Source organism: Enterobacter sp. (genome assembly GCF_977039595.1).
Map to the genome: position 1 here is coordinate 1 of NZ_CDRQYH010000029.1, position 17358 is coordinate 17358.

19 protein-coding genes and 1 pseudogene are annotated in these 17358 nt (G+C 54.9%); 9 read left to right on the forward strand and 11 right to left on the reverse strand.

All coding sequences use genetic code 11. From position 1 onward, the window contains the following. Positions 1-125: 125 nt before the first annotated feature. Positions 126-388: pseudogene (locus ACWYRJ_RS10885) on the reverse strand (MFS transporter); the annotation flags it as partial. A gap of 130 nt (positions 389-518) precedes the next feature. Here ACWYRJ_RS10885 and ACWYRJ_RS10890 point away from each other — a divergent pair. Beyond that, positions 519-1055 (forward strand): MarR family winged helix-turn-helix transcriptional regulator, encoded by a 537-nt coding sequence (locus ACWYRJ_RS10890; protein ID WP_455507868.1) that lies wholly within the window; start codon positions 519-521, stop codon positions 1053-1055. A gap of 24 nt (positions 1056-1079) precedes the next feature. Then, a complete protein-coding gene (locus tag ACWYRJ_RS10895; protein WP_127730698.1) occupies positions 1080-2003 on the forward strand; it encodes a LysR substrate-binding domain-containing protein in 924 nt (307 codons plus the stop codon). Between the two features lie 47 nt (positions 2004-2050). On the opposite strand, the gene ACWYRJ_RS10900 is transcribed toward ACWYRJ_RS10895, so the two are convergent. Further along, complete coding sequence (locus ACWYRJ_RS10900) at positions 2051-2521, reverse strand: hypothetical protein (protein WP_455507869.1); 471 nt, start codon at positions 2519-2521, stop codon at positions 2051-2053. Positions 2522-2771: 250 nt separating this feature from the next. On the opposite strand from ACWYRJ_RS10900, the gene ACWYRJ_RS10905 reads away from it, so the two are divergent. Both ACWYRJ_RS10905 and ACWYRJ_RS10910 read left to right on the forward strand, forming a co-directional pair. Beyond that, positions 2772-3449, forward strand: a complete 678-nt coding sequence (locus ACWYRJ_RS10905; RefSeq protein ID WP_149366831.1) for a DUF1963 domain-containing protein — start codon at positions 2772-2774, stop codon at positions 3447-3449. Positions 3450-3589: 140 nt separating this feature from the next. After that, a complete protein-coding gene (locus ACWYRJ_RS10910; RefSeq protein ID WP_455507870.1) occupies positions 3590-4066 on the forward strand; it encodes a WbuC family cupin fold metalloprotein in 477 nt (158 codons plus the stop codon). A 65-nt stretch (positions 4067-4131) separates the two neighbouring features. On the opposite strand, the gene ACWYRJ_RS10915 is transcribed toward ACWYRJ_RS10910, so the two are convergent. Then, positions 4132-4674, reverse strand: a complete 543-nt coding sequence (locus tag ACWYRJ_RS10915) for a cysteine hydrolase family protein (RefSeq protein ID WP_455507871.1) — start codon at positions 4672-4674, stop codon at positions 4132-4134. A 401-nt stretch (positions 4675-5075) separates the two neighbouring features. Here ACWYRJ_RS10915 and ACWYRJ_RS10920 point away from each other — a divergent pair, with 401 nt between their 5' ends. Then, positions 5076-5378 carry a hypothetical protein gene (locus ACWYRJ_RS10920; RefSeq protein WP_455507872.1) on the forward strand — a complete coding sequence of 101 codons (303 nt, stop codon included), beginning with the start codon at positions 5076-5078 and terminating at the stop codon, positions 5376-5378. 114 nt (positions 5379-5492) lie between these two features. Here the strand turns inward: ACWYRJ_RS10920 and ACWYRJ_RS10925 are convergent, their stop codons facing one another. The 6 genes from ACWYRJ_RS10925 to ACWYRJ_RS10950 form a co-directional block, all read right to left on the reverse strand. Further along, positions 5493-6092 (reverse strand): NAD(P)H-dependent oxidoreductase, encoded by a 600-nt coding sequence (locus ACWYRJ_RS10925; RefSeq protein WP_455507873.1) that lies wholly within the window; start codon positions 6090-6092, stop codon positions 5493-5495. A 74-nt stretch (positions 6093-6166) separates the two neighbouring features. After that, the gene (locus ACWYRJ_RS10930) at positions 6167-6760 is read right to left on the reverse strand and encodes a TetR/AcrR family transcriptional regulator (RefSeq protein ID WP_223582161.1); all 594 of its coding nucleotides are present in this window, start codon (positions 6758-6760) and stop codon (positions 6167-6169) included. Between the two features lie 34 nt (positions 6761-6794). Beyond that, complete coding sequence (locus ACWYRJ_RS10935) at positions 6795-9884, reverse strand: efflux RND transporter permease subunit (RefSeq protein ID WP_455507874.1); 3090 nt, start codon at positions 9882-9884, stop codon at positions 6795-6797. Beyond that, positions 9881-10990, reverse strand: a complete 1110-nt coding sequence (locus ACWYRJ_RS10940; RefSeq protein WP_455507875.1) for an efflux RND transporter periplasmic adaptor subunit — start codon at positions 10988-10990, stop codon at positions 9881-9883. Before ACWYRJ_RS10940 ends, ACWYRJ_RS10935 begins: the two co-directional genes overlap by 4 nt. 74 nt (positions 10991-11064) lie before the next feature. Beyond that, the gene (locus ACWYRJ_RS10945) at positions 11065-11679 is read right to left on the reverse strand and encodes a TetR/AcrR family transcriptional regulator (RefSeq protein WP_115874978.1); all 615 of its coding nucleotides are present in this window, start codon (positions 11677-11679) and stop codon (positions 11065-11067) included. A 133-nt stretch (positions 11680-11812) separates the two neighbouring features. Then, a complete protein-coding gene (locus ACWYRJ_RS10950) occupies positions 11813-12724 on the reverse strand; it encodes a LysR family transcriptional regulator (RefSeq protein ID WP_455507876.1) in 912 nt (303 codons plus the stop codon). Positions 12725-12823: 99 nt separating this feature from the next. Here ACWYRJ_RS10950 and ACWYRJ_RS10955 point away from each other — a divergent pair, with 99 nt between their 5' ends. From ACWYRJ_RS10955 to ACWYRJ_RS10965, 3 genes are all read left to right on the forward strand, one after another. After that, a complete protein-coding gene (locus ACWYRJ_RS10955) occupies positions 12824-13939 on the forward strand; it encodes an alkene reductase (protein WP_455507877.1) in 1116 nt (371 codons plus the stop codon). After that, positions 13936-14655: an SDR family oxidoreductase gene (locus ACWYRJ_RS10960; protein WP_271367821.1), complete on the forward strand. Its 720-nt coding sequence runs from the start codon at positions 13936-13938 to the stop codon at positions 14653-14655. Before ACWYRJ_RS10955 ends, ACWYRJ_RS10960 begins: the two co-directional genes overlap by 4 nt. A 64-nt stretch (positions 14656-14719) precedes the next feature. Beyond that, positions 14720-15259, forward strand: a complete 540-nt coding sequence (locus ACWYRJ_RS10965; protein WP_111964692.1) for an ester cyclase — start codon at positions 14720-14722, stop codon at positions 15257-15259. A 39-nt stretch (positions 15260-15298) separates the two neighbouring features. Here the strand turns inward: ACWYRJ_RS10965 and ACWYRJ_RS10970 are convergent, their stop codons facing one another. Beyond that, complete coding sequence (locus ACWYRJ_RS10970) at positions 15299-15766, reverse strand: nuclear transport factor 2 family protein (protein WP_111964691.1); 468 nt, start codon at positions 15764-15766, stop codon at positions 15299-15301. Positions 15767-15869: 103 nt separating this feature from the next. Here ACWYRJ_RS10970 and ACWYRJ_RS10975 point away from each other — a divergent pair, with 103 nt between their 5' ends. Beyond that, positions 15870-16448, forward strand: coding sequence for a TetR/AcrR family transcriptional regulator (locus ACWYRJ_RS10975; protein WP_455507878.1), 579 nt, complete (start codon positions 15870-15872; stop codon positions 16446-16448). 49 nt (positions 16449-16497) lie between these two features. Here ACWYRJ_RS10975 and ACWYRJ_RS10980 read toward each other — a convergent pair whose 3' ends face one another. Then, positions 16498-17277, reverse strand: coding sequence for an SDR family oxidoreductase (locus ACWYRJ_RS10980; protein WP_455507879.1), 780 nt, complete (start codon positions 17275-17277; stop codon positions 16498-16500). Positions 17278-17358 lie beyond the last annotated feature (81 nt).

Below are 17358 nucleotides of genomic sequence, written 5' to 3' on the forward strand. Positions count from 1 at the left end.
ATGGCCCTGGTACGAGCGCTGAACAAAATGACGAAAGCAGGTATGCCTGAAAGCGTGCGTATTGCCTGAAAACACAACCCGCTACGGGGGAGACTTACCCGAAATCTGATTTATTCAACAAAGCCGCAGGCTACCAGCAGGATGAACAGCCCGAACATAATTCCCCGTACGGCGCCGACTGTGGCCAAAAGCCAGGGACCACACAGGGCGGCGAGTCCCATCATCGCCACCGGCAGGGTGGTCAGCAGGCTAAATTGCGTCGCGGTCAGCCCCGCTTCGCGCTGCAGCACGGGTACAGTGGTCCAACCGAGGCCAGAATGGGGCGAAGGTTCAGCCCGACGATGAAAGCGATAACGGCGAAGAGTAATGGCGATGTGCGTTTCAACATGGAATCCTTTTCGGGTGTGAATTGCCCGGGCAAATCGCCGCGAGCATTTATCTTAACGTTAAGATAAAATGTGTTTTTGCGTAAGATGTACCGCACAACAGGATAAATACCCACCCCATTAGAGGTGAAAATGAAAGACCATGTAGATTTCGTCGTCGGCCAGTGGGGCCGCGCCATGCCGGAGCTGGACGCCTCGTCGATGAAAATTTTTGGCCGAATGCTCCGGCTGATGAAGCATCTTGGAAAAGAATGGGCGGAGGCGATGGCGCAGTTTGGCTTTCGCGAGGGCGAGTTTGACGTCCTCGCCACGCTGCGTCGCGCCGGGGAGCCGTACTGCCTTTCGCCCACGCAGCTGTATACATCGCTGTTGATCACCTCAGGGGCGATAACGAACCGGCTCAACCGTCTTGAACAACAAGGGCTTATCACGCGGATTGCCGATCCCGATGACAAGCGCAGCTCGCTCGTCAGCCTGACGCCGCGCGGGCAGGCTCGTATCGAACAGGCGCTGGTCGTGCACACGGAAACGCAGAATGCGCTACTGAGCAACTTGTCGGACGCGCAACGCGCGCAGCTTGAGTCCCTGCTGAGGGAATTGCTGCTGGCGTTTCCGGCTGAGGAATGGGATGAAACGTCACCGTGTGCCGATAATACAAAAACTGCATGATTACACCTTACAGAAAGGGAACGTATGTCTTTACCGCCACTGTATGCGCTGCGCGCGTTTGAAGTTGCCGCACGGCTGAACTCCTTCAGTAAAGCGGCTGAAGTCCTGAATATCACGCCGGGAGCGGTCAGCAGGCATGTCCAGACGCTTGAAATGTGGTTCGACTGCGAGCTGTTTAAACGACAGGGGCCGAGAGTGGAGGTCAGCGACGCCGGGCGTATTCTGGCCGGTCAGCTTAGCGAGAGTTTCTCGAATATTGAGTGGGCCTGTCGCGCATTTAAAAGTGAAAACCACCTTCTGCGACTCAAAGCACCAAGCTCCCTGACGATGCGATGGCTTCTGAATGTGCTTAAATCTTTTCGCGAGAACCATGCGAAGCCGAAAATCGAAATTGCCAGCGTCTGGATGGACTTCGACACGGTTGACTTCAGCCGGGAACCTTACGATTGTGCGATCCTCCTCGGTAATGGCTATTTCGGCGAGTCAACAGAAAGCAGGCTGCTCTTCAGTGAATGGCTTATTCCGGTTTGTACCCCGTCTTTGCTGGAGTCTGCGCGGCATCAGCTTGCCCAGTGCGAGCTTATCCACCCCTCACCGGACCGACGAGACTGGCGACGCTGGCTTAAAAGGACGGGCTTATTCCCCGGACTCGACATGAGCGGCGGGATCGTGTTCGACACCCTGGAGCAGGGAAGCCTTGCGGCCATGCACGGACATGGTGTTGCTATAGCCGATCTTCGACTCACGCTTGAAGCCCTGAAAAGCGGGCTGCTCGCATTGCCCTTCAGGGAAGCCATCGCAACCGGTGACGGCTACTATCTTGTCTGGCCCAAAAATTCGCTCAGAGGAGAGAGCATTGAACGGTTGCTGGCCTGGCTTAACCTTAATGCGCCTGTGGTGCCTTCTTTGGATATCGTCTGTCTTGATTTCAATGAAAAGCGGGTTTAATAAATAGCGGAATATTAATTGCGAGATATTCCGCATATTGAACGTGTTTATGCGTAGGGGATATTTGCCATCTTTTTATATCTATCCGGCAGGGCGCTGTTCAGGTTGAGTAATTTATCCAGTATATAAAGCGCAGGCGTTCCCTTTGCGCGTTCAGCGTCGATCAGCGCAGAGCGTAACAGATTGGCAGCCGATGTCATTTCACGGAAGTACTCCTCAGATTCAGCCGTCTGAACTTCGCCTGACGCGGCGTAATGCACCCTTGGCCAGTCCGCAAAGTCAAGCAGCGGAAGGATCCCGTCGTCTTTGGGTAAATGCGCAGAGAGCAACTCTTCAGCGTTACCCGGATTGCTTTGGGCGAAAGACAGAAGATGCAGTCGATGAATAAAGGGCGAAAGCATCTCAGCGGTATCGTTTTCTGACGAAAGTAACGTTATTAACGCATGAATATTTTCACCCGCGATGTTTTTTTCAGGTGAGATCATTTTCATTAGATGAAATAAAACATCGAGTGTCATACGTACTCCATATGCATGCAGGTGTATTTATTATTTGAGTTTCGCTCTCTGTTCCAGGTCAGGAAGAGACCGGGAATGAAGGGATGGTATTTCAATGAGATTACGTTTGAAAAACGAGAAATAGTGGGAATTAATGTGAGTTTTACTCAACATAGGTTTTATTATTCAATGAGATTCTCCAGATGTGATGATTAACTTACAATGATCAGCAGAATATCTGTCCGACAACCGTCTACAGAGGCGAGCAGACATGAGATTAGAGAGTGCGTCAGTTTTAGAAGAACTCCGGACCAGGCTAAGACCCGCATCGGTCGCGCAGGTCGGTGGGTTCCGGCCGCCTGAAGACCCCATTACGTCATGGTTTCTGAAGGGCGTTTCTCGCGCAGATGAAGGATTACCCACCTGGAAGGGCAAACCCATGTTTCCACTTCTTCAGATCAGGGTCGACGAGCTTCCTGTTATTCCTGACCAGTTGAAGGGCATAGCCCTTCTGGTGTTGTTTCACAATGTGGAACAACATCCCTTTGACGAACCGCACGGTGAAGGATGGTTAATTCGCGAGTATGCCAGCCTCGAAGGGCTTCAGCCATTGCCTGAATTGGACACGCCGTATCGGCCGTTTCCAGTTCAATGGCTGAGTGTCATTGACGATGCTCCTGGATGGGAAGATGCCTGGGATATTATTGATCTCTCTTGCGTAAATGATGATGAGCAGGCCAGTGAGAGTTTTTTTGAAGATTTCAATCGCTACAGGGGAACCAAGGTAGGGGGATTTCCGACTGAGATACAACACGGTGTGGGAATCGAAGAGTTTGTTTTTCAGGTTGGGTCCGAAGAAAAAGTAAACTGGATGTGGGCGGATAACGGTATCGGTTACTTTCACCGGTCATCAGAAGGGGAATGGCGGTTTTCATGTCAGTTCTACTGATGAGCTTCCTGCCGGGGGATCGACCACTCGCCCGGCAGTGATTTGTTTCACAAATCCCATCGCTCCTCGACCGTTCAGGATGGTATAACGTCCTGCGGCAACCGGGTTGCCGCAGACAGCCCACATAACTAAAGGCGTATATGAAACAGATTACTTTCAGTGACCTGCAGCAGCAAAGCGAGCAGGCGTCTAATTCCCCTCGCTTACGCGCGCATCGCAATTTACATCCTGAGCTTAGCGACCCGGTGCAGCGCCTGGCCATTGCAATGGAGCCCGGCACCTATGTTCGTCCCCATCGCCATCCACACACCTTTGAACTGCTGACGGCGCTGAGCGGTCGCTTTCTGGTGCTGAACTTTGATGACAGCGGTAGCGTGACCCGGCGCGTCGTATTAGGCGAAGAGTGCAAGGTGCTGGAGATGGATGCCGGTATCTGGCATGCCGTGCTGTCGCTGGATAAAGGCGGCGTCATTTTTGAGGTTAAGCACGGGGGTTATCAGCCCGTGCCCGAGCACGATACCGCCCCATGGTCACCTGCAGAAAACGAGCCCGGCACCGGGAAGCTGATGAAATGGTACGCTCAGGCACAGGTGGGTGACGGTGGTTTCACCCTGTAATTATTCTCTTATGTGCCCGGCGCGCGGAAAGGCGAGCCGGGTAATGAGGTAAGCGATCACCTGAGTCAACTCACCGTACTAAAAAGCCAGTCACGAGCAGTCGACAGCGTCACAAACGGGCCTGACAGCGTGCTGTTGTGATGGGCGATAATATCGCTGGCGGATAAATAGTCATTATCCATTGTGGTATGCGCATCTGAAATCAATACCGTCCTGAAACCCAGCCCCGGTGCGGCCCGGCAGGTCGTATCGACACAAAACTCTGTTTTCATCCCGGCAATGACCAGCTGTTTGATGCCTCTCTGATTAAGTTCTCGCAGCAATACCGTATCCCGAAAACAGCTGGGATAGCGCTTGGTGAAAACCATATCCTGCTCCTGGACGTCCAGCTCGGGTATGAGCTGTGTTAACGGCCCATTTTCTGAGAGCGGTGAATCATCTGGTCCAATATGGCGGGCAAAAAAGACGGGCGCCTGAGCGTGTCGCGCGTTGGTGATTAACAGACGGATATTGGCCAGAACGGCATCGGCGGAGCAAGGGGAAACCGGGCCCCGAAAGAGGCCCTGCTGCATGTCGATAATCAAGAGAGCACTGTCAGATGAAACCATTTTCTTTCTCCATTCAGAGGGTGGTGAACGGAGAGAGATTTCCCCGTCCTGGCCGGCGGGGAGTGAGGTTCTGTTTGTCAGTCGTTTGCTACAGATACGCTCGCACCGCCGAAGGTTCCGGTGGTGGTGAGGATGGTTGTTGGCTGAACTGACGTAAACATGTTATGACCTTCGCTGATATATCTTTTAAATCATATCCGGACGAGCCGTTAAACTTTAAAAATTTGCTGCCGATAGTTCTTTTCAATACCATCAATATGCATGTAAAGATGAACAAAATCATATCAGCATATTTGGTAGTTGCGTATTTGTCGGCTCGACTTATTGCACAATCCAACTGTGCGAGAGACTGGATAAAAACCGTTGTGTTTCAATAAAAAAATCACAAAAAGGATGTGCGTATGTTGAAAAGATTAGTCGCGGGACAGATGAGCTTACCGATGACTTTCTGGGGATGGGGAATTTGCGGTAATTTTCTACTGGGTCTCATTGGGCTTGTTGGAGTGCAGACCGGTCACCCGGCCATGGTGCCGCTTTCCTATATACTTAAAGCCATTCTGTTCAGTGCTGTACTTTCCGGCATAACTTTCATTCTGCGTCGAAAAATCACGGTATTGGGTGTGATCGCTTTTTTTATTATCTTGATTCAGGTGATTATGAGTGTAGTGATGACGATTGGCCTTTTCTCGTTATTTTTTGAATAATCACAAGAAAGAGAGTTCCGGTTTGCCAGCAGGATCTCTGACGGTTAGTAACATCGAAAACTCGTGCCTCCTTATGGCGAAGGAGGCACGCCGTTGCTGGATGGATAGCCGATATTATTTTAGGTTGCCGATCTCGCTCAGGAATACGTCAACCTGCTCGGGCGTCGCCGTGTCTGCCTGGTAAAGGATATCGAGCTTAACGTTCTTCAACCCGCAGAAGCCAAACACGCCTTCGATTATCTGCGTCTGAATCGCCGTCGAATAGCCGTGTTTATCAAATCCGGTGAGATCGCTACCGCCAGTGGCAATCAGGCGGACGGGAACATCCCGTAAGTTGCCCACAATCCGGCCGTCGTCGGCCACCTTATACGCCCAGTTCAGGGTTAACACGCGATCGAACCAGCCTTTCAACAGCGCGGGAACCGACCACCAGTACACCGGGAAGACGAATACCAGCATATCCGCGCGCTCGACGCGCTGCTGCTCGCGCAGAATATCGTCGGGGAGGGCGCTCGGATCGCCGTGATACAAATCGAGATCGGCGCGGGTCATCGCCGGATTAAACCCTTCAGCATGCAGATCGGCGATCTCAACCTGCGTACCTTCCTCGCGTAATTTCCCGGCAATACGGGCTGCCAGCGTATGGGATAATGAATTGTCGATCGGGTGTGCCGTCACGATCAGCGCGTTTTTAATGGCATGTGTTGCAGACATAGCGACCTCCAGATGGGGGAGAAGTAACGCCTATATTACTATTGGTAACTTAGGTGTCAATCCGCCCCCGGCGATCATTTTGTGCTATTCGCGTAGGTCTCCAGCACCCCGGTCATGGCGCCGCTGAGCGTATCTTCCGCCACGTTCCGGGCGAGCACGCCGTTGCCCGCCGCGGTGCTGAGCGCCTCCGCCGCGCCAATAATAGCCGTCAGTACCGCTTCCCCCTGAACGCCTTTTAAGACGATAAAAGGGGAAAGCGCGGTGCGCAGGCAGTCGGCACATTCGGCCACGCATGCTTCCCGAAACGTCTGCAGCGCGCGAGAACCGGACAGCGCCGCGGCGATTGGCCCGGTTTCAGGCCCGGCAGTAATGGCGCAGTCGATATAGGCGGCACTGAAAAAGCGGATCGTCTTCTCCAGCGTTTTGCTGTCGACTGCCAGCGTCTCGCGGAATTTCGCCAGCTGCCGATCGCTATAATCCTTGTACAGCGCCATCAGCAACCCTTCACGATCGCCAAAGTGGTCGTAGGGGATAGGTTTGGTCACGTTGGCCCGCTCGGCCAGGTAGCCAAGCGTCAGCGCCTCCGTGCCTTGCTGACGCACGATCCCTCGCGCAACCTCCAGCAGCTGCACGCGGCGATCCTCTTTTCTTAAGCGCTTAACAACCATGTTTTCCTCAGAAGTGTTATCTACTCATGGTAGTTTACACGTTTTCAGCAACGTGCTGCACGCGTTGTTCCGCGGGGCGGATCCGAAACCAGATCGCATACATTGCGGGCAGGAAGATGAGCGTAATGATCGTCCCGCCCAGCGTTCCGCCGATCAGCGTCCAGGCCAGCGTGCCCCAGAATACCGAATGCGTCAGGGGAATGAACGCCAGCACGGCCGCCATGGCGGTCAGTAAGACCGGGCGTGCGCGCTGGACCGTCGCTTCAACCACCGCCTGGAACGGCTCGAGACCGTCCTTCTGGTTATGATCGATTTGACCGATCAGGATCAGCGTATTGCGCATCAGAATGCCGGAAAGGGCGATCAGACCGACCAGCGCGTTAATGCCAAACGGCTGATTAAATATCAGCAGGGTCGGCACGACGCCAATCAGCCCCAGCGGCGCGGTTAAGAACACCATCACCATCGCGGAGAGTGAGCGCACCTGCAAAATGATGATCAGCAGCGTCAGGGCTATCATGATTGGGAACAGCGGTAACATCGCCTGCGTCGCTTTGCCCGATTCCTCAATCGAACCCGCCATGTCAATACGGTATCCGGCCGGCAGCGCATCAACGATCGGCTGGAGCTGCTTCATGATGGCGACCGACACGTCCGGTGGCTGAAGATTGTCGGCAATATCGCCCCGCACGGTAATTGTCGGGGTGCGATCGCGACGGCGAAGGACCGGGTCTTCCATGCCGACCTCTATCTTGCCAATTTGAGACAGCGGCACGCGCTGTCCCGCATTGCCGACCAGGGTAAAGCCTTCGATTTTTGCCGGATCAAGACGGATATCGCCCGCCGCGCGGGCAACGACGTCTACCGATCGAATATCTTCCCGCACGGAGGTGACAGGCACGCCTGAAAGCAGAAACTGAAGCTGATCGGCAACGGCGCTGGAGGTTAAGCCGGTCGCCTGCAGGCGGTTTTGATCGAGAGTGAAATGCAGGACGGGAACGCGTGACCCCCAGTCGGTGTTGACGGTTCGCATCATCGGGCTTGCCTGGAGCACGGCTTTCACCTTATCAGCGATGTCATGCACCTGTTCGACATCCGGGCCCGACACGCGCCAGGCAACCGGGAAGGGCGAGTAAGGGCCGAATACCAGCTGTGTCACCCGCACGCGGGCTTCGGGCACAAGACCGCTGGCGACGGCCTCCCTGAGCCTGAACTTGAGCGCCTCGCGTGACGTCTCGCTGTCCGTCAGGATCACGATTTTCGCAAAAGAGGGATCGGGCAGTTCAGGCGCCATTGCCAGATAAAAACGGGGCGACCCCTGACCAATATAGGCCGTGACGATTTTGGCTTCCGGCTGCTGGCCCAGCCAAGCTTCTATTTTTGCGGTGGCGGTGCTGGTTTGCGCAATTGAGGTGCCGTAGGGCATCTGTACTTCAACCAGCACTTCCGGGCGATCGGAGGTCGGGAAAAACTGTTTTTTTACCAGCCCCATGCCGAGCACGGCCAGAATGAAAATGGCGACCACGGACCCGGCCACGCGCCACTTTCTGGCGATAACGCGGCCAAGCAGCTGGCGAAAACGGTTATAGCGAGGCGTGTTATAGATGGCGACATGACCCCCTTCTACTTTGGGGATCGCCGGCAGGATCTTCACCCCAAGATAGGGCGTGAACACTACCGCGACAAACCACGATGCAATCAGGGCGAGGCCGACAATCCAGAACATATTGCTGGTGTATTCCCCGGCGGTCGACTGGGCAAACCCATTCGGCATAAAGCCAATCGCCGTCACCAGGGTTCCGGCCAGCATGGGCGCGGCGGTATGGCTCCAGGCGTAGGCTGAGGCTTTGATTCTGTCGTAACCTTCCTCCATCTTCACCACCATCATTTCGATGGCGATAATGGCATCATCAACCAGCAGGCCGAGGGCGAGTATCAGGGAGCCCAGCGTGACGCGGTCAAAGTTTATTCCCGCGGCCTCCATCACCACGAAGACGACCGCCAGCGTCAGCGGGACCGCCGCCGCAACGACTACCCCCACGCGCCAGCCCATGCTGACAAAACAAACCACCATGACCACAAGCAGTGCGACAAAGAATTTGATCATAAACTCATCGACCGACGAGCGAATATTGACGGACTGATCGGTGACTTTGGTCAGGGACATGCCAAGCGGCAGGCTATCATTAATTTTTGCCGTTTCCGCATCCAGCGCTTTACCCAGCGCCAGACCGTTCCAGCCTTCGCGCATTACGATGCCCAGCAGAAGGGCGGGTTCATGCTGATTGCGTATCAGCATCGTCGGGGGATCTTCGTAGCCTCGCTCAACCGTTGCCACATCTGACAGCTTGAGGGTTTTGCCCTGAGCGACAAAAGGCGTATCGCGGATTTTCTGCAGTTCATCGAACGCGCCGTCAAGGCGGATAAAAATCTGCGCTCCTCGGGTCTCGATCGAACCCGCCGCGGTCAACGCGTTCTGGCTGTTGAGGGCATTGAAAATATCCTGGGGTGAGAGCCCTATCGTCGCCAGGCGGTCGTGGGAGAAGGCGACATAAATCCGCTCGGCCTGTTCGCCGATAATGTTCACTTTCTTCACGCCGGGAACGTGCAGAAGCTGCTGGCGCAGGCCTTCGGCATCGCGTACCAGCTGCCGCTGCGGTTCGCCTTTTGCTTTCAGGGCAAAGAGGGCAAAGGTGACATCCGAGAATTCGTCATTGATCATCGGGCCGATGACGCCCGCCGGGAGACGCTGCGATTCATCTCCAAGTTTTTTACGCGCCTGATAGAACTCCTCCTGCACTTCGGCTGGCGGCGTTTTGTCCTGCAACGACAGCGTGATGAATGCCATGCCGGGACGGGTATAAGTTTCGGTACGGTCATACCATTTGAGTTCCTGCAGGCGCTTTTCCAGCGGCTCCGCGACCTGATCCTGGATCTCCTGCGCGGTCGCACCCGGCCAGACGGTTATCACCGTCATTTGCTTCACCGTGAAGGGCGGATCTTCCTCGCGCCCGAGCCCAAAGAAGGCGTAAATTCCGGCAATCGTGACCAGAACGATCAGAAACAGCGTGATGGAACGTTCGCGGACGGCCAGCGCGGACAGGTTGAAGCGGCTTCCGCTCATGGCGTGTTCTCCGCCAGGGCGTTATTGCGTTGTTTCGCGAGCCTGACGACCTCACCTTCGTGCAGAAGATGTGCGCCTAGCGCAACAATCTTCTCACCGGGCTTCACGCCGCCCGTGACCAGCACGGCATCTTCACCCACGCTCAGCACCTTGACGGGCGTCCATGCGACCTTTGCGGGCTGGGCTGAAATGCGCCAGACGCCGGGACCTTTTCCTGCATCATAGAGTGAGGCCAGCGGGACCTGCATGACCTGACCTTCCGCTTTATTGTCCTGAATGTTCAGCGTGACGGTCGACCCCAGCGGCGCGTTCGCCAGCAGGCCATCCAGCACGTAGCGGGCTTCATACGTGCGGGTCGCGGCATCGGCCGAGTCAGAAAGCAGGCGCAGCGTTGCGGTGACCGGGTGTTTTTCATTGCCATAAAGCGTGGCCTGCGCTTCGCTGCCGACGGCAGGGCGCAATGTTTCCGGAAGCTGCACGAGCGCTTCACGCTGTCCCGCTCTGGCAAGCCTGATCGTCACCTGTCCGGCACTGACGACCTGACCCGGCTCGGCGAGCGTCTCCATGACCACGCCGTCTGAATCCGCCAGCAGGACGGCATATCCCGTGGCGTTTTGCGCCACGTTGGCCTGCGCGCGGGCGGCGCTGAGATCGGCCCTGGCCGTATCGGCTGCCGCTTTGATCTGGTCATACTCCGAGGCAGAAACGGCGCCGGACGCCACAAGTCCGCGATAGCGCGCCTCATCGCTGGTGGCTTTTCTCGCCCGCGCCTGGGCAGCATCCACCGCGCGCTGCTGCGCCTGAGCCTGTAATTTCAGGTCAACCGGATCCAGGCGCAGCAAGGGCTGACCTTGTTTGACGGTCTGGCCCGTATCAACCAGTCGCTCAAGGATTTTGCCCTGAACTCTGAAGCCCAGGTCGCTTTGCGTTCTTGCGACCACCACGCCCGTGAAGGCGCGGGCGCTATTGTTCGCAAGCTCGACGGATGCGGATCGGACAAGCGGTGGCTTTGTACGCGGATCGTCACTTGCGGAAATATCGCCGCATGCCACCAGGGCAAACGGCAGGAGACAAACGGCAACGCGGGCTGAAGTGAGCCTGAGCATGGGAAACCTTTTCGACGTAACAGGACGGTTTCCGCATTCTCTGACTAGTGACTAAAAATGTCAATGGTCACAGATTAGGGGGCAAGGCTTCTTAAAATGAGTGAAGAGAGAAGCACCGCCGCGGTGGGAGCCATTTCGAGATTGTACTGCAGCTGAACGGGATTAATAAAAGGACACATCACCATGTGTATAGCCTGAGTGACCTCATCCAGCGGCGTTTTTCTTTCAAACTCTCCGGCCTGCCTGCCTTCGATAATGATGCTCTCAATCAGCTTCATCAGGCTTTCTGCATACCGCTCTGTCGACGGCCACTGCTCGCGCGCGGCGACGGCGGCGATGTCGTAAAGCTTACGATCGTGGAAAAACAGCTCGCTTCCGGCCTCGGTGAGCGCCTTGAAAAGACGGCGGAGTTTTTCGCTTGCTGACGGCGCATCCTCAATGGCGGAAAGCACTGCCGCCATGATCAGCTCCAGGCGGTTAGCGCAGATCACTTCGCCAATAGCCTGTTTGGAATCGAAGAACTTATAAATGTAGGATTTTGAAAAACCAATGGATTTAGCCAGTTCGGCGACGGTGGTTTTTTCATAGCCGTAGTGACCGAAGTGCTCAAAGGCCGCTTCGACGATTTGCTCTCTGACAGAATGGTCAAGTGGACCACGTATTGATGGGGCGTTCATAGTTTTAGTCATTATGTAAGCTTAGCGTGACGGGCCATGGTTGGCAACGAGTGACCATTTTGTATTTTGGTTACAGTTGTGCTACCTTACGCCGTAAAGACGGGACAATCGGCTAGGTGGAGTAAGTGTATCACTGTTTTTTACGTTAATGTTTTTTAAGCCAGTCGAGAAAAAACTGGCTAAACGCCGTTACCTGAAGCGGCTGCAGTTTGCGCTGGGGGTAAACAAGCTGCAGCCCGACATCTTTGCGATCGTATCGGCTAAACCCGGTGAAGCTGTCGGCAAACAGCACCGTGAGCCTTCCGGTTTCAACGTCGTCTTTGACGTCCCACCACGATTTCCCCGCGATGCCCGCTCCGCTGAGCGCCCACTGACGAAGCAATGCTCCGTCGTCGCACACCATGGCGGGCTCAACGCGAACAATGCTTTCCTCACCTTTAGTTTCAAAGCGCCATTCGTTCATCACCACGCCCTGCGACTCCAGCGCCAGGCACCGGTGCCGGGCTAAATCGGCAAACGTGACGGGGACGCCGTGGTCGTTAAGATACGCCCCGGAGGCAACCAGCACCCGACGGTTCGGGCGGATGTTTCTGACAACAAGACTGCTGTCCGGCAGGTTGCCAAAACGCACGCTCATATCCAGCCGGTTAGCGACCAGATCCTCAACGTGTTCTCTTAACGAAATGAAAAATTTAACGTCAGGATGGCGCCGGGAAAAATCAATGATGGCGGGGCTAAGATACTGTCTGCCAAAATCCGAGGGCGCGGAAAGGCGAATATTGCCGCTGAGCACGCCCTCTTTTTGCGTCAGTAACGACTCGGCATGATGCATCTCTTCCAGCACGCGCAGCGCGGCATGGTAAAACTCTTCCCCGGCGCGGGTCAGGGTGAGGGATCGCGTTGAGCGGTGAAACAGGCGCGTCTGGTAACGCTCCTCAATCGCCTTCAGCCTGGCCGTCATGGTAGCGGGGGAAAGCGACAGGCGTCGTCCGGCGGCGGAAAGACTTCCGGCCTCGGCAACTTCCACCAGTAAAGCCATGTCTTCGAGTTTACCCATTATTCATATTTTCCGAAAAGTGCATCTGCTTTTAGCGTAATTATCAAAATCAGATGCGGACTGTAAAGTGATTTTATCCAAACCATAAGGGATAAAATCATGCAACGTACCTCACTTTTTGAACGCTACAGGCTGGGTTCGCTGGACCTGAAAAATCGTATCGTCATGGCGCCGATGACCCGCGCACGCTCCCTTCAGCCGGGAAATATCCCCTCCGCGCTGATGGCAGAGTATTACCGGCAGCGTGCCAGCGCGGGATTAATCATCACGGAAGCCACGCAGATTTCGCCTCAGGGCCAGGGATACTCATGGACACCCGGCATCCATTCGCCTGAACAGGTTTCGGGATGGCAACTCACGACGGGCGCCGTGCATCAGGCGGGCGGAGTGATTTTTTCGCAACTCTGGCACGTCGGGCGAATGTCGCACGCCAGTTTTCACCAGGATGGTCAGCCCGTCGCCCCGTCAGCGCTGGCCCCGGATGCGCAGGTGTGGGTGGTGAATGAGCGTGGGGAAGGCCAGATGGTTGACTGCCCGCAGCCGAGAACACTCTCGCGCAAGGACATTCAGAACATCGTCGCGGACTATCGCCAGGCCGCTTTGAATGCCGTTCAGGCCGGGTTTGATGGTGTCGAGGTCCACGGCGGAAACGGGTATCTGATAGACCAGTTCCTGCGCCAAACCTCCAACAAACGCACGGATGAGTACGGCGGCACGCTGGTGAACCGCATCCGTTTTGCCCAGGAGGTGTTAAGCGCTATTGCCGAGGCGATTGGTCACGAGCGCACGGGCATCCGCCTTTCCCCATTTATTACCCAGCGCGGGATGAACGACCCGCAGGTCTCTGAAGCCATACTTGCGCTTGCGGCCTGGTGTGAACAAAAAGGTATTGCATTCATCCATCTGGCGGAAGCCGACTGGGATGATGCCCCTCAGGTACCCGAGCGTTTCCGTCAGTCCCTTCGCGAGACCTTTAGCGGAACTCTTATCGTCGCGGGTAACTATGACCTTGATAAAGCTGAAAAGATCCTTGCTGCCGACTATGCCGATTTGATTGCCTTCGGCCGACCGTTTATTGCCAACCCCGATTTGCCCCACCGGCTGGCAAACCAGTTGCCTCTTGCCCAGGTGCGCGACCCCGCCACGCTGTTTGGCGGTACCGGCACGGGATATACCGATTACCCAACGTACGCTCTACAGGAGGAAACATTATGACCCGTAAAACCTTAATTATCGGCGGCGCTTCCGGCATCGGTTTCGCCGTGGGCAGCCTGCTTGCCGGGCGCGGTGAGGAGATTATTCTTGCCGGACGCGACAGCGCAAAACTGGACGCCGCGCGACAGCGGCTGAGCGCCCACGCCGCGTCCGTTCACACCCTCGTGCTGGACATCAGCCGTGAGGAAGAGCTTGTTGCGCTCGGTGAAACGCTGGGCGAGGTCAATAATGTTGTCGTCACGGCGGGTTCACAGGCGCCGGGCGGGTTGCTTTCCGGACTGGATCTCCGTGCGGCAAGGCAGGCCTTTGATACAAAATTCTGGGGAAGCCTCAATGTCGCTCGCTATCTCAGCGGGAATATTGCCCCCCGCGGTACGTTGACGTTCACCAGCGGTTTCGTGGCGCGCCGCACCGTGGCGGGCGCCATCGTAAAAACAACGATGAATGCCGCCATTGAGGCTGCGACAAAAGTGCTGGCGAAAGAGCTTTCACCGCTGCGCGTCAACGTCGTCAGTCCGGGGCTGACCGACACGGAAGCGTATGCGGGGATGGACGCCGCCGCGCGGGAAAAAATGCTCGTCGGCGCGGCGGAAACCCTGCCAGCCAAGGCCTGGGGAAGGGCGGAGGACATCGCGCAGGGGTATCTTTTCGCCATTGATAATCCCTTTGTCACGGGATCGATTATTGATATTGAGGGCGGGGCGTTAATTAACTGACCCTCATTAATTTGATCCGCAGGGCATCGTCTGCGGGTGGCGTAATACTCTATTGAGAAACAACATGAAATATACGACGTGTTTTCGTCCCGCTATCGCGGCGCTTATTTTTGCTGGTCTGTCGGGCAATGCTATTTCCTCGCAGGGGAAATGGCTGCAGCCGAAACAGCTTATTGTGGACAACAGTCTGTCACAGGCACAATTAAAGGCGAATGAAGCTGCTGCCAGAAAATATGCCACGTTCTGGAACACCGGTAATGAAACTCTGGCGCGTGATGCCCTGGCAGTAAACTTTATTGATAAAACGCCCCCGGAAGGACGTAAGCAAGGTCCCGAGGGCGCTATTCTAGCTTCCAGGGCGTTTCGGACAGCCGTGCCTGATTTGCGTTGTGACGTTGAGCAAATGATTATTTCAGGCGATCGCGTGGTTTCGCATTTACATTTTCACGGCACCTTCACCGGGACATTTGGCAAGCTGAAAGGACAGGGGCAGAAAATAGATTTTATCGCTACGGATATTTATGAAGTCGCTGACGGTAAGATTGCGGCAAACTGGCACATTGAGGACAACCTGACGCTGATGAAACAGCTCGGCGCGCTGTAAAGTCACCACTCCGGGGCGGCCCGGAGTGGTGCGAAAATCCTATAAGCCAAGATCGCTCAGCGAAGGGTGATCGTCCGGGCGTCTGCCCAGCGGCCAGTGGAACAGCCGCTCGGATTCTTTTATCGGCATATCGTTTACGCAGGCAAAGCGGCGCTTCATCAGGCCGTCCGGCTCGAACTCCCAGTTTTCATTGCCGTAAGAGCGGAACCAGTTGCCGGAATCATCATGCCATTCGTAGGCATAGCGCACCGCGATCCGGTTATCCGTAAATGCCCAGAGCTCTTTAATCAGACGATACTCCAGCTCTTTTTTCCATTTCCGCTCCAGAAACGCCTGGGCTTCTTCACGGTTGGTGGCGAACTCTGCGCGGTTACGCCATTGGGTGTCCAGCGTATAGGCAAGCGCGACTTTCGCCGGATCGCGGCTGTTCCAGCCATCTTCTGCCAGCCTGACTTTTTCGATGGCGCTTTCACGAGTGAAGGGCGGTAAAGGAGGACGAGTGTTCATGGCGATTACCTCAGTATGATTTATGTAGACAGGTCTGTCTACTTGCGGTAATCTATGCCTGAAAAATAACGCTGTCAACACTCTTTTTAAGGCTGTCGAAAAAATGAAAACCGAACCCGCAGGTAACGAGACAAAAATCAGCGTCAGAGATAAAATATTACTCACGGCGCACGATCTTTTTTATTCCACTGGCTTCAGGGCGACGGGGGTGGACACGCTGATTAAAGCGTCAAAAGTTACTAAGGTGACGTTTTATCGCCATTTTCCGAGTAAGAGCTTGCTTATTCTCGCCTATTTACACTATCGACATGAAATATGGATTAACTGGTTTGAGGCCACGCTTCGTCGACATCTCGTTGAAGGCCAGACGCCTGCGGACGCTCTATCGGCTACCCTTTATGAATGGTTTATTTCGCCCGAGTTCCACGGCTGCGCGTTTATTAACGCCAGCGCGGAAGCCAAATCCGAAGAGATTCAAAGCGAAATAAAAGAGATTTGCCGCGATCATAAAATCGAAACAAAGAAGATTATTGCGTTGCTGACGAAGATTGCTGATGAGCGCGTCGTCAATGAAATCATGTTGCTCATTGACGGCGCAATTATTCATGCGCAAATGGGCATGGATACAGAAACGATAATAAATGCGTTAAAAAGGGTCTTAGCGGAACTGACCGGCCAGTGAGATTCCGGTGCTTAATCAACTCTTGCACCAAGTCGATTAAGCATCCGCGTTACACTGTTGGAATGGTGCCGCCATCAATCACAAATTCAGTACCTGTGATACTCGCAGCATGCGATGAAGCGAGGAAGACGATGAGGTTGGCAACCTCAATCGGTCGGGCAGGGCGTCCGAGCGGTATTCCACCTAACGCCTTCATAATGATCTGTTTGCCACCTTCATAGTCTGTTCCTGCCTGCTTTGCCAGTCTCTCCGCCAGTGCCACTGCCGCTTCAGTTTCGATCCAGCCGGGGGCAACGCGCACCACCCGAACACCTTTCGGAGAGACTTCCTTTGAAAGACTTTTACTGTAGGTTGAGAGGGCTGCCTTAGCCGCCGCATAACCCGTTGTTGAATCCGGTAAAGGCAGTTCGCGCTGGATAGACGTCACGTGAATAATCACCCCATTTCCCTGCTCAAGCATTCCGGGAAGCAGGGCGCGATCTAAGCGTACTGCAGGTAACAAATTAAGATTGAGCTCCTGCTGCCACTCGTCTTCGCCAAGTGCAGCAAAACCGCCACCGGGTGAGGTTGAACCGCCTGCAACATGGATAATTACGTCGACACCTCCCATCTGTTCCTGCACTGCGGATGCGACTGAGGCACACCCAGCGACTGTAGTAAGAGCAGCGGCTACGAAAGTATCCGCGATATTTACGTCTGGATCGTGGCGCGCCGTGGTAAATACCGTTGCACCGAGTTGTTTTAAAAGTCCGACGACTGCTTTGCCTAGCCCTTTCGTGCCAGCGGTAACAAGCACGCGCTTGCCTTTAAAATCAATATCTAATGACATGGACTTTCGCTCCCATTATTTACAGTACAGGTATATTCAACATAGACTGAGTAATTAACAAGTACGCACGAAAAAGTGAGT

What these genes read in the sequence shown, in the direction of transcription:
- ACWYRJ_RS10950 (WP_455507876.1), bottom strand. Translation starts at nt 12,724, where the DNA reads ATGGGTAAACTCGAAGACATGGCTTTACTGGTGGAAGTTGCCGAGGCC.
- ACWYRJ_RS10945 (WP_115874978.1), bottom strand. Translation starts at nt 11,679, where the DNA reads ATGACTAAAACTATGAACGCCCCATCAATACGTGGTCCACTTGACCAT.
- ACWYRJ_RS10910 (WP_455507870.1), top strand. Translation starts at nt 3,590, where the DNA reads ATGAAACAGATTACTTTCAGTGACCTGCAGCAGCAAAGCGAGCAGGCG.
- ACWYRJ_RS10955 (WP_455507877.1), top strand. Translation starts at nt 12,824, where the DNA reads ATGCAACGTACCTCACTTTTTGAACGCTACAGGCTGGGTTCGCTGGAC.
- ACWYRJ_RS10975 (WP_455507878.1), top strand. Translation starts at nt 15,870, where the DNA reads ATGAAAACCGAACCCGCAGGTAACGAGACAAAAATCAGCGTCAGAGAT.
- ACWYRJ_RS10960 (WP_271367821.1), top strand. Translation starts at nt 13,936, where the DNA reads ATGACCCGTAAAACCTTAATTATCGGCGGCGCTTCCGGCATCGGTTTC.
- ACWYRJ_RS10895 (WP_127730698.1), top strand. Translation starts at nt 1,080, where the DNA reads ATGTCTTTACCGCCACTGTATGCGCTGCGCGCGTTTGAAGTTGCCGCA.
- ACWYRJ_RS10980 (WP_455507879.1), bottom strand. Translation starts at nt 17,277, where the DNA reads ATGTCATTAGATATTGATTTTAAAGGCAAGCGCGTGCTTGTTACCGCT.
- ACWYRJ_RS10915 (WP_455507871.1), bottom strand. Translation starts at nt 4,674, where the DNA reads ATGGTTTCATCTGACAGTGCTCTCTTGATTATCGACATGCAGCAGGGC.
- ACWYRJ_RS10905 (WP_149366831.1), top strand. Translation starts at nt 2,772, where the DNA reads ATGAGATTAGAGAGTGCGTCAGTTTTAGAAGAACTCCGGACCAGGCTA.
- ACWYRJ_RS10900 (WP_455507869.1), bottom strand. Translation starts at nt 2,521, where the DNA reads ATGACACTCGATGTTTTATTTCATCTAATGAAAATGATCTCACCTGAA.
- ACWYRJ_RS10970 (WP_111964691.1), bottom strand. Translation starts at nt 15,766, where the DNA reads ATGAACACTCGTCCTCCTTTACCGCCCTTCACTCGTGAAAGCGCCATC.
- ACWYRJ_RS10930 (WP_223582161.1), bottom strand. Translation starts at nt 6,760, where the DNA reads ATGGTTGTTAAGCGCTTAAGAAAAGAGGATCGCCGCGTGCAGCTGCTG.
- ACWYRJ_RS10940 (WP_455507875.1), bottom strand. Translation starts at nt 10,990, where the DNA reads ATGCTCAGGCTCACTTCAGCCCGCGTTGCCGTTTGTCTCCTGCCGTTT.
- ACWYRJ_RS10965 (WP_111964692.1), top strand. Translation starts at nt 14,720, where the DNA reads ATGAAATATACGACGTGTTTTCGTCCCGCTATCGCGGCGCTTATTTTT.
- ACWYRJ_RS10925 (WP_455507873.1), bottom strand. Translation starts at nt 6,092, where the DNA reads ATGTCTGCAACACATGCCATTAAAAACGCGCTGATCGTGACGGCACAC.
- ACWYRJ_RS10890 (WP_455507868.1), top strand. Translation starts at nt 519, where the DNA reads ATGAAAGACCATGTAGATTTCGTCGTCGGCCAGTGGGGCCGCGCCATG.
- ACWYRJ_RS10935 (WP_455507874.1), bottom strand. Translation starts at nt 9,884, where the DNA reads ATGAGCGGAAGCCGCTTCAACCTGTCCGCGCTGGCCGTCCGCGAACGT.
- ACWYRJ_RS10920 (WP_455507872.1), top strand. Translation starts at nt 5,076, where the DNA reads ATGTTGAAAAGATTAGTCGCGGGACAGATGAGCTTACCGATGACTTTC.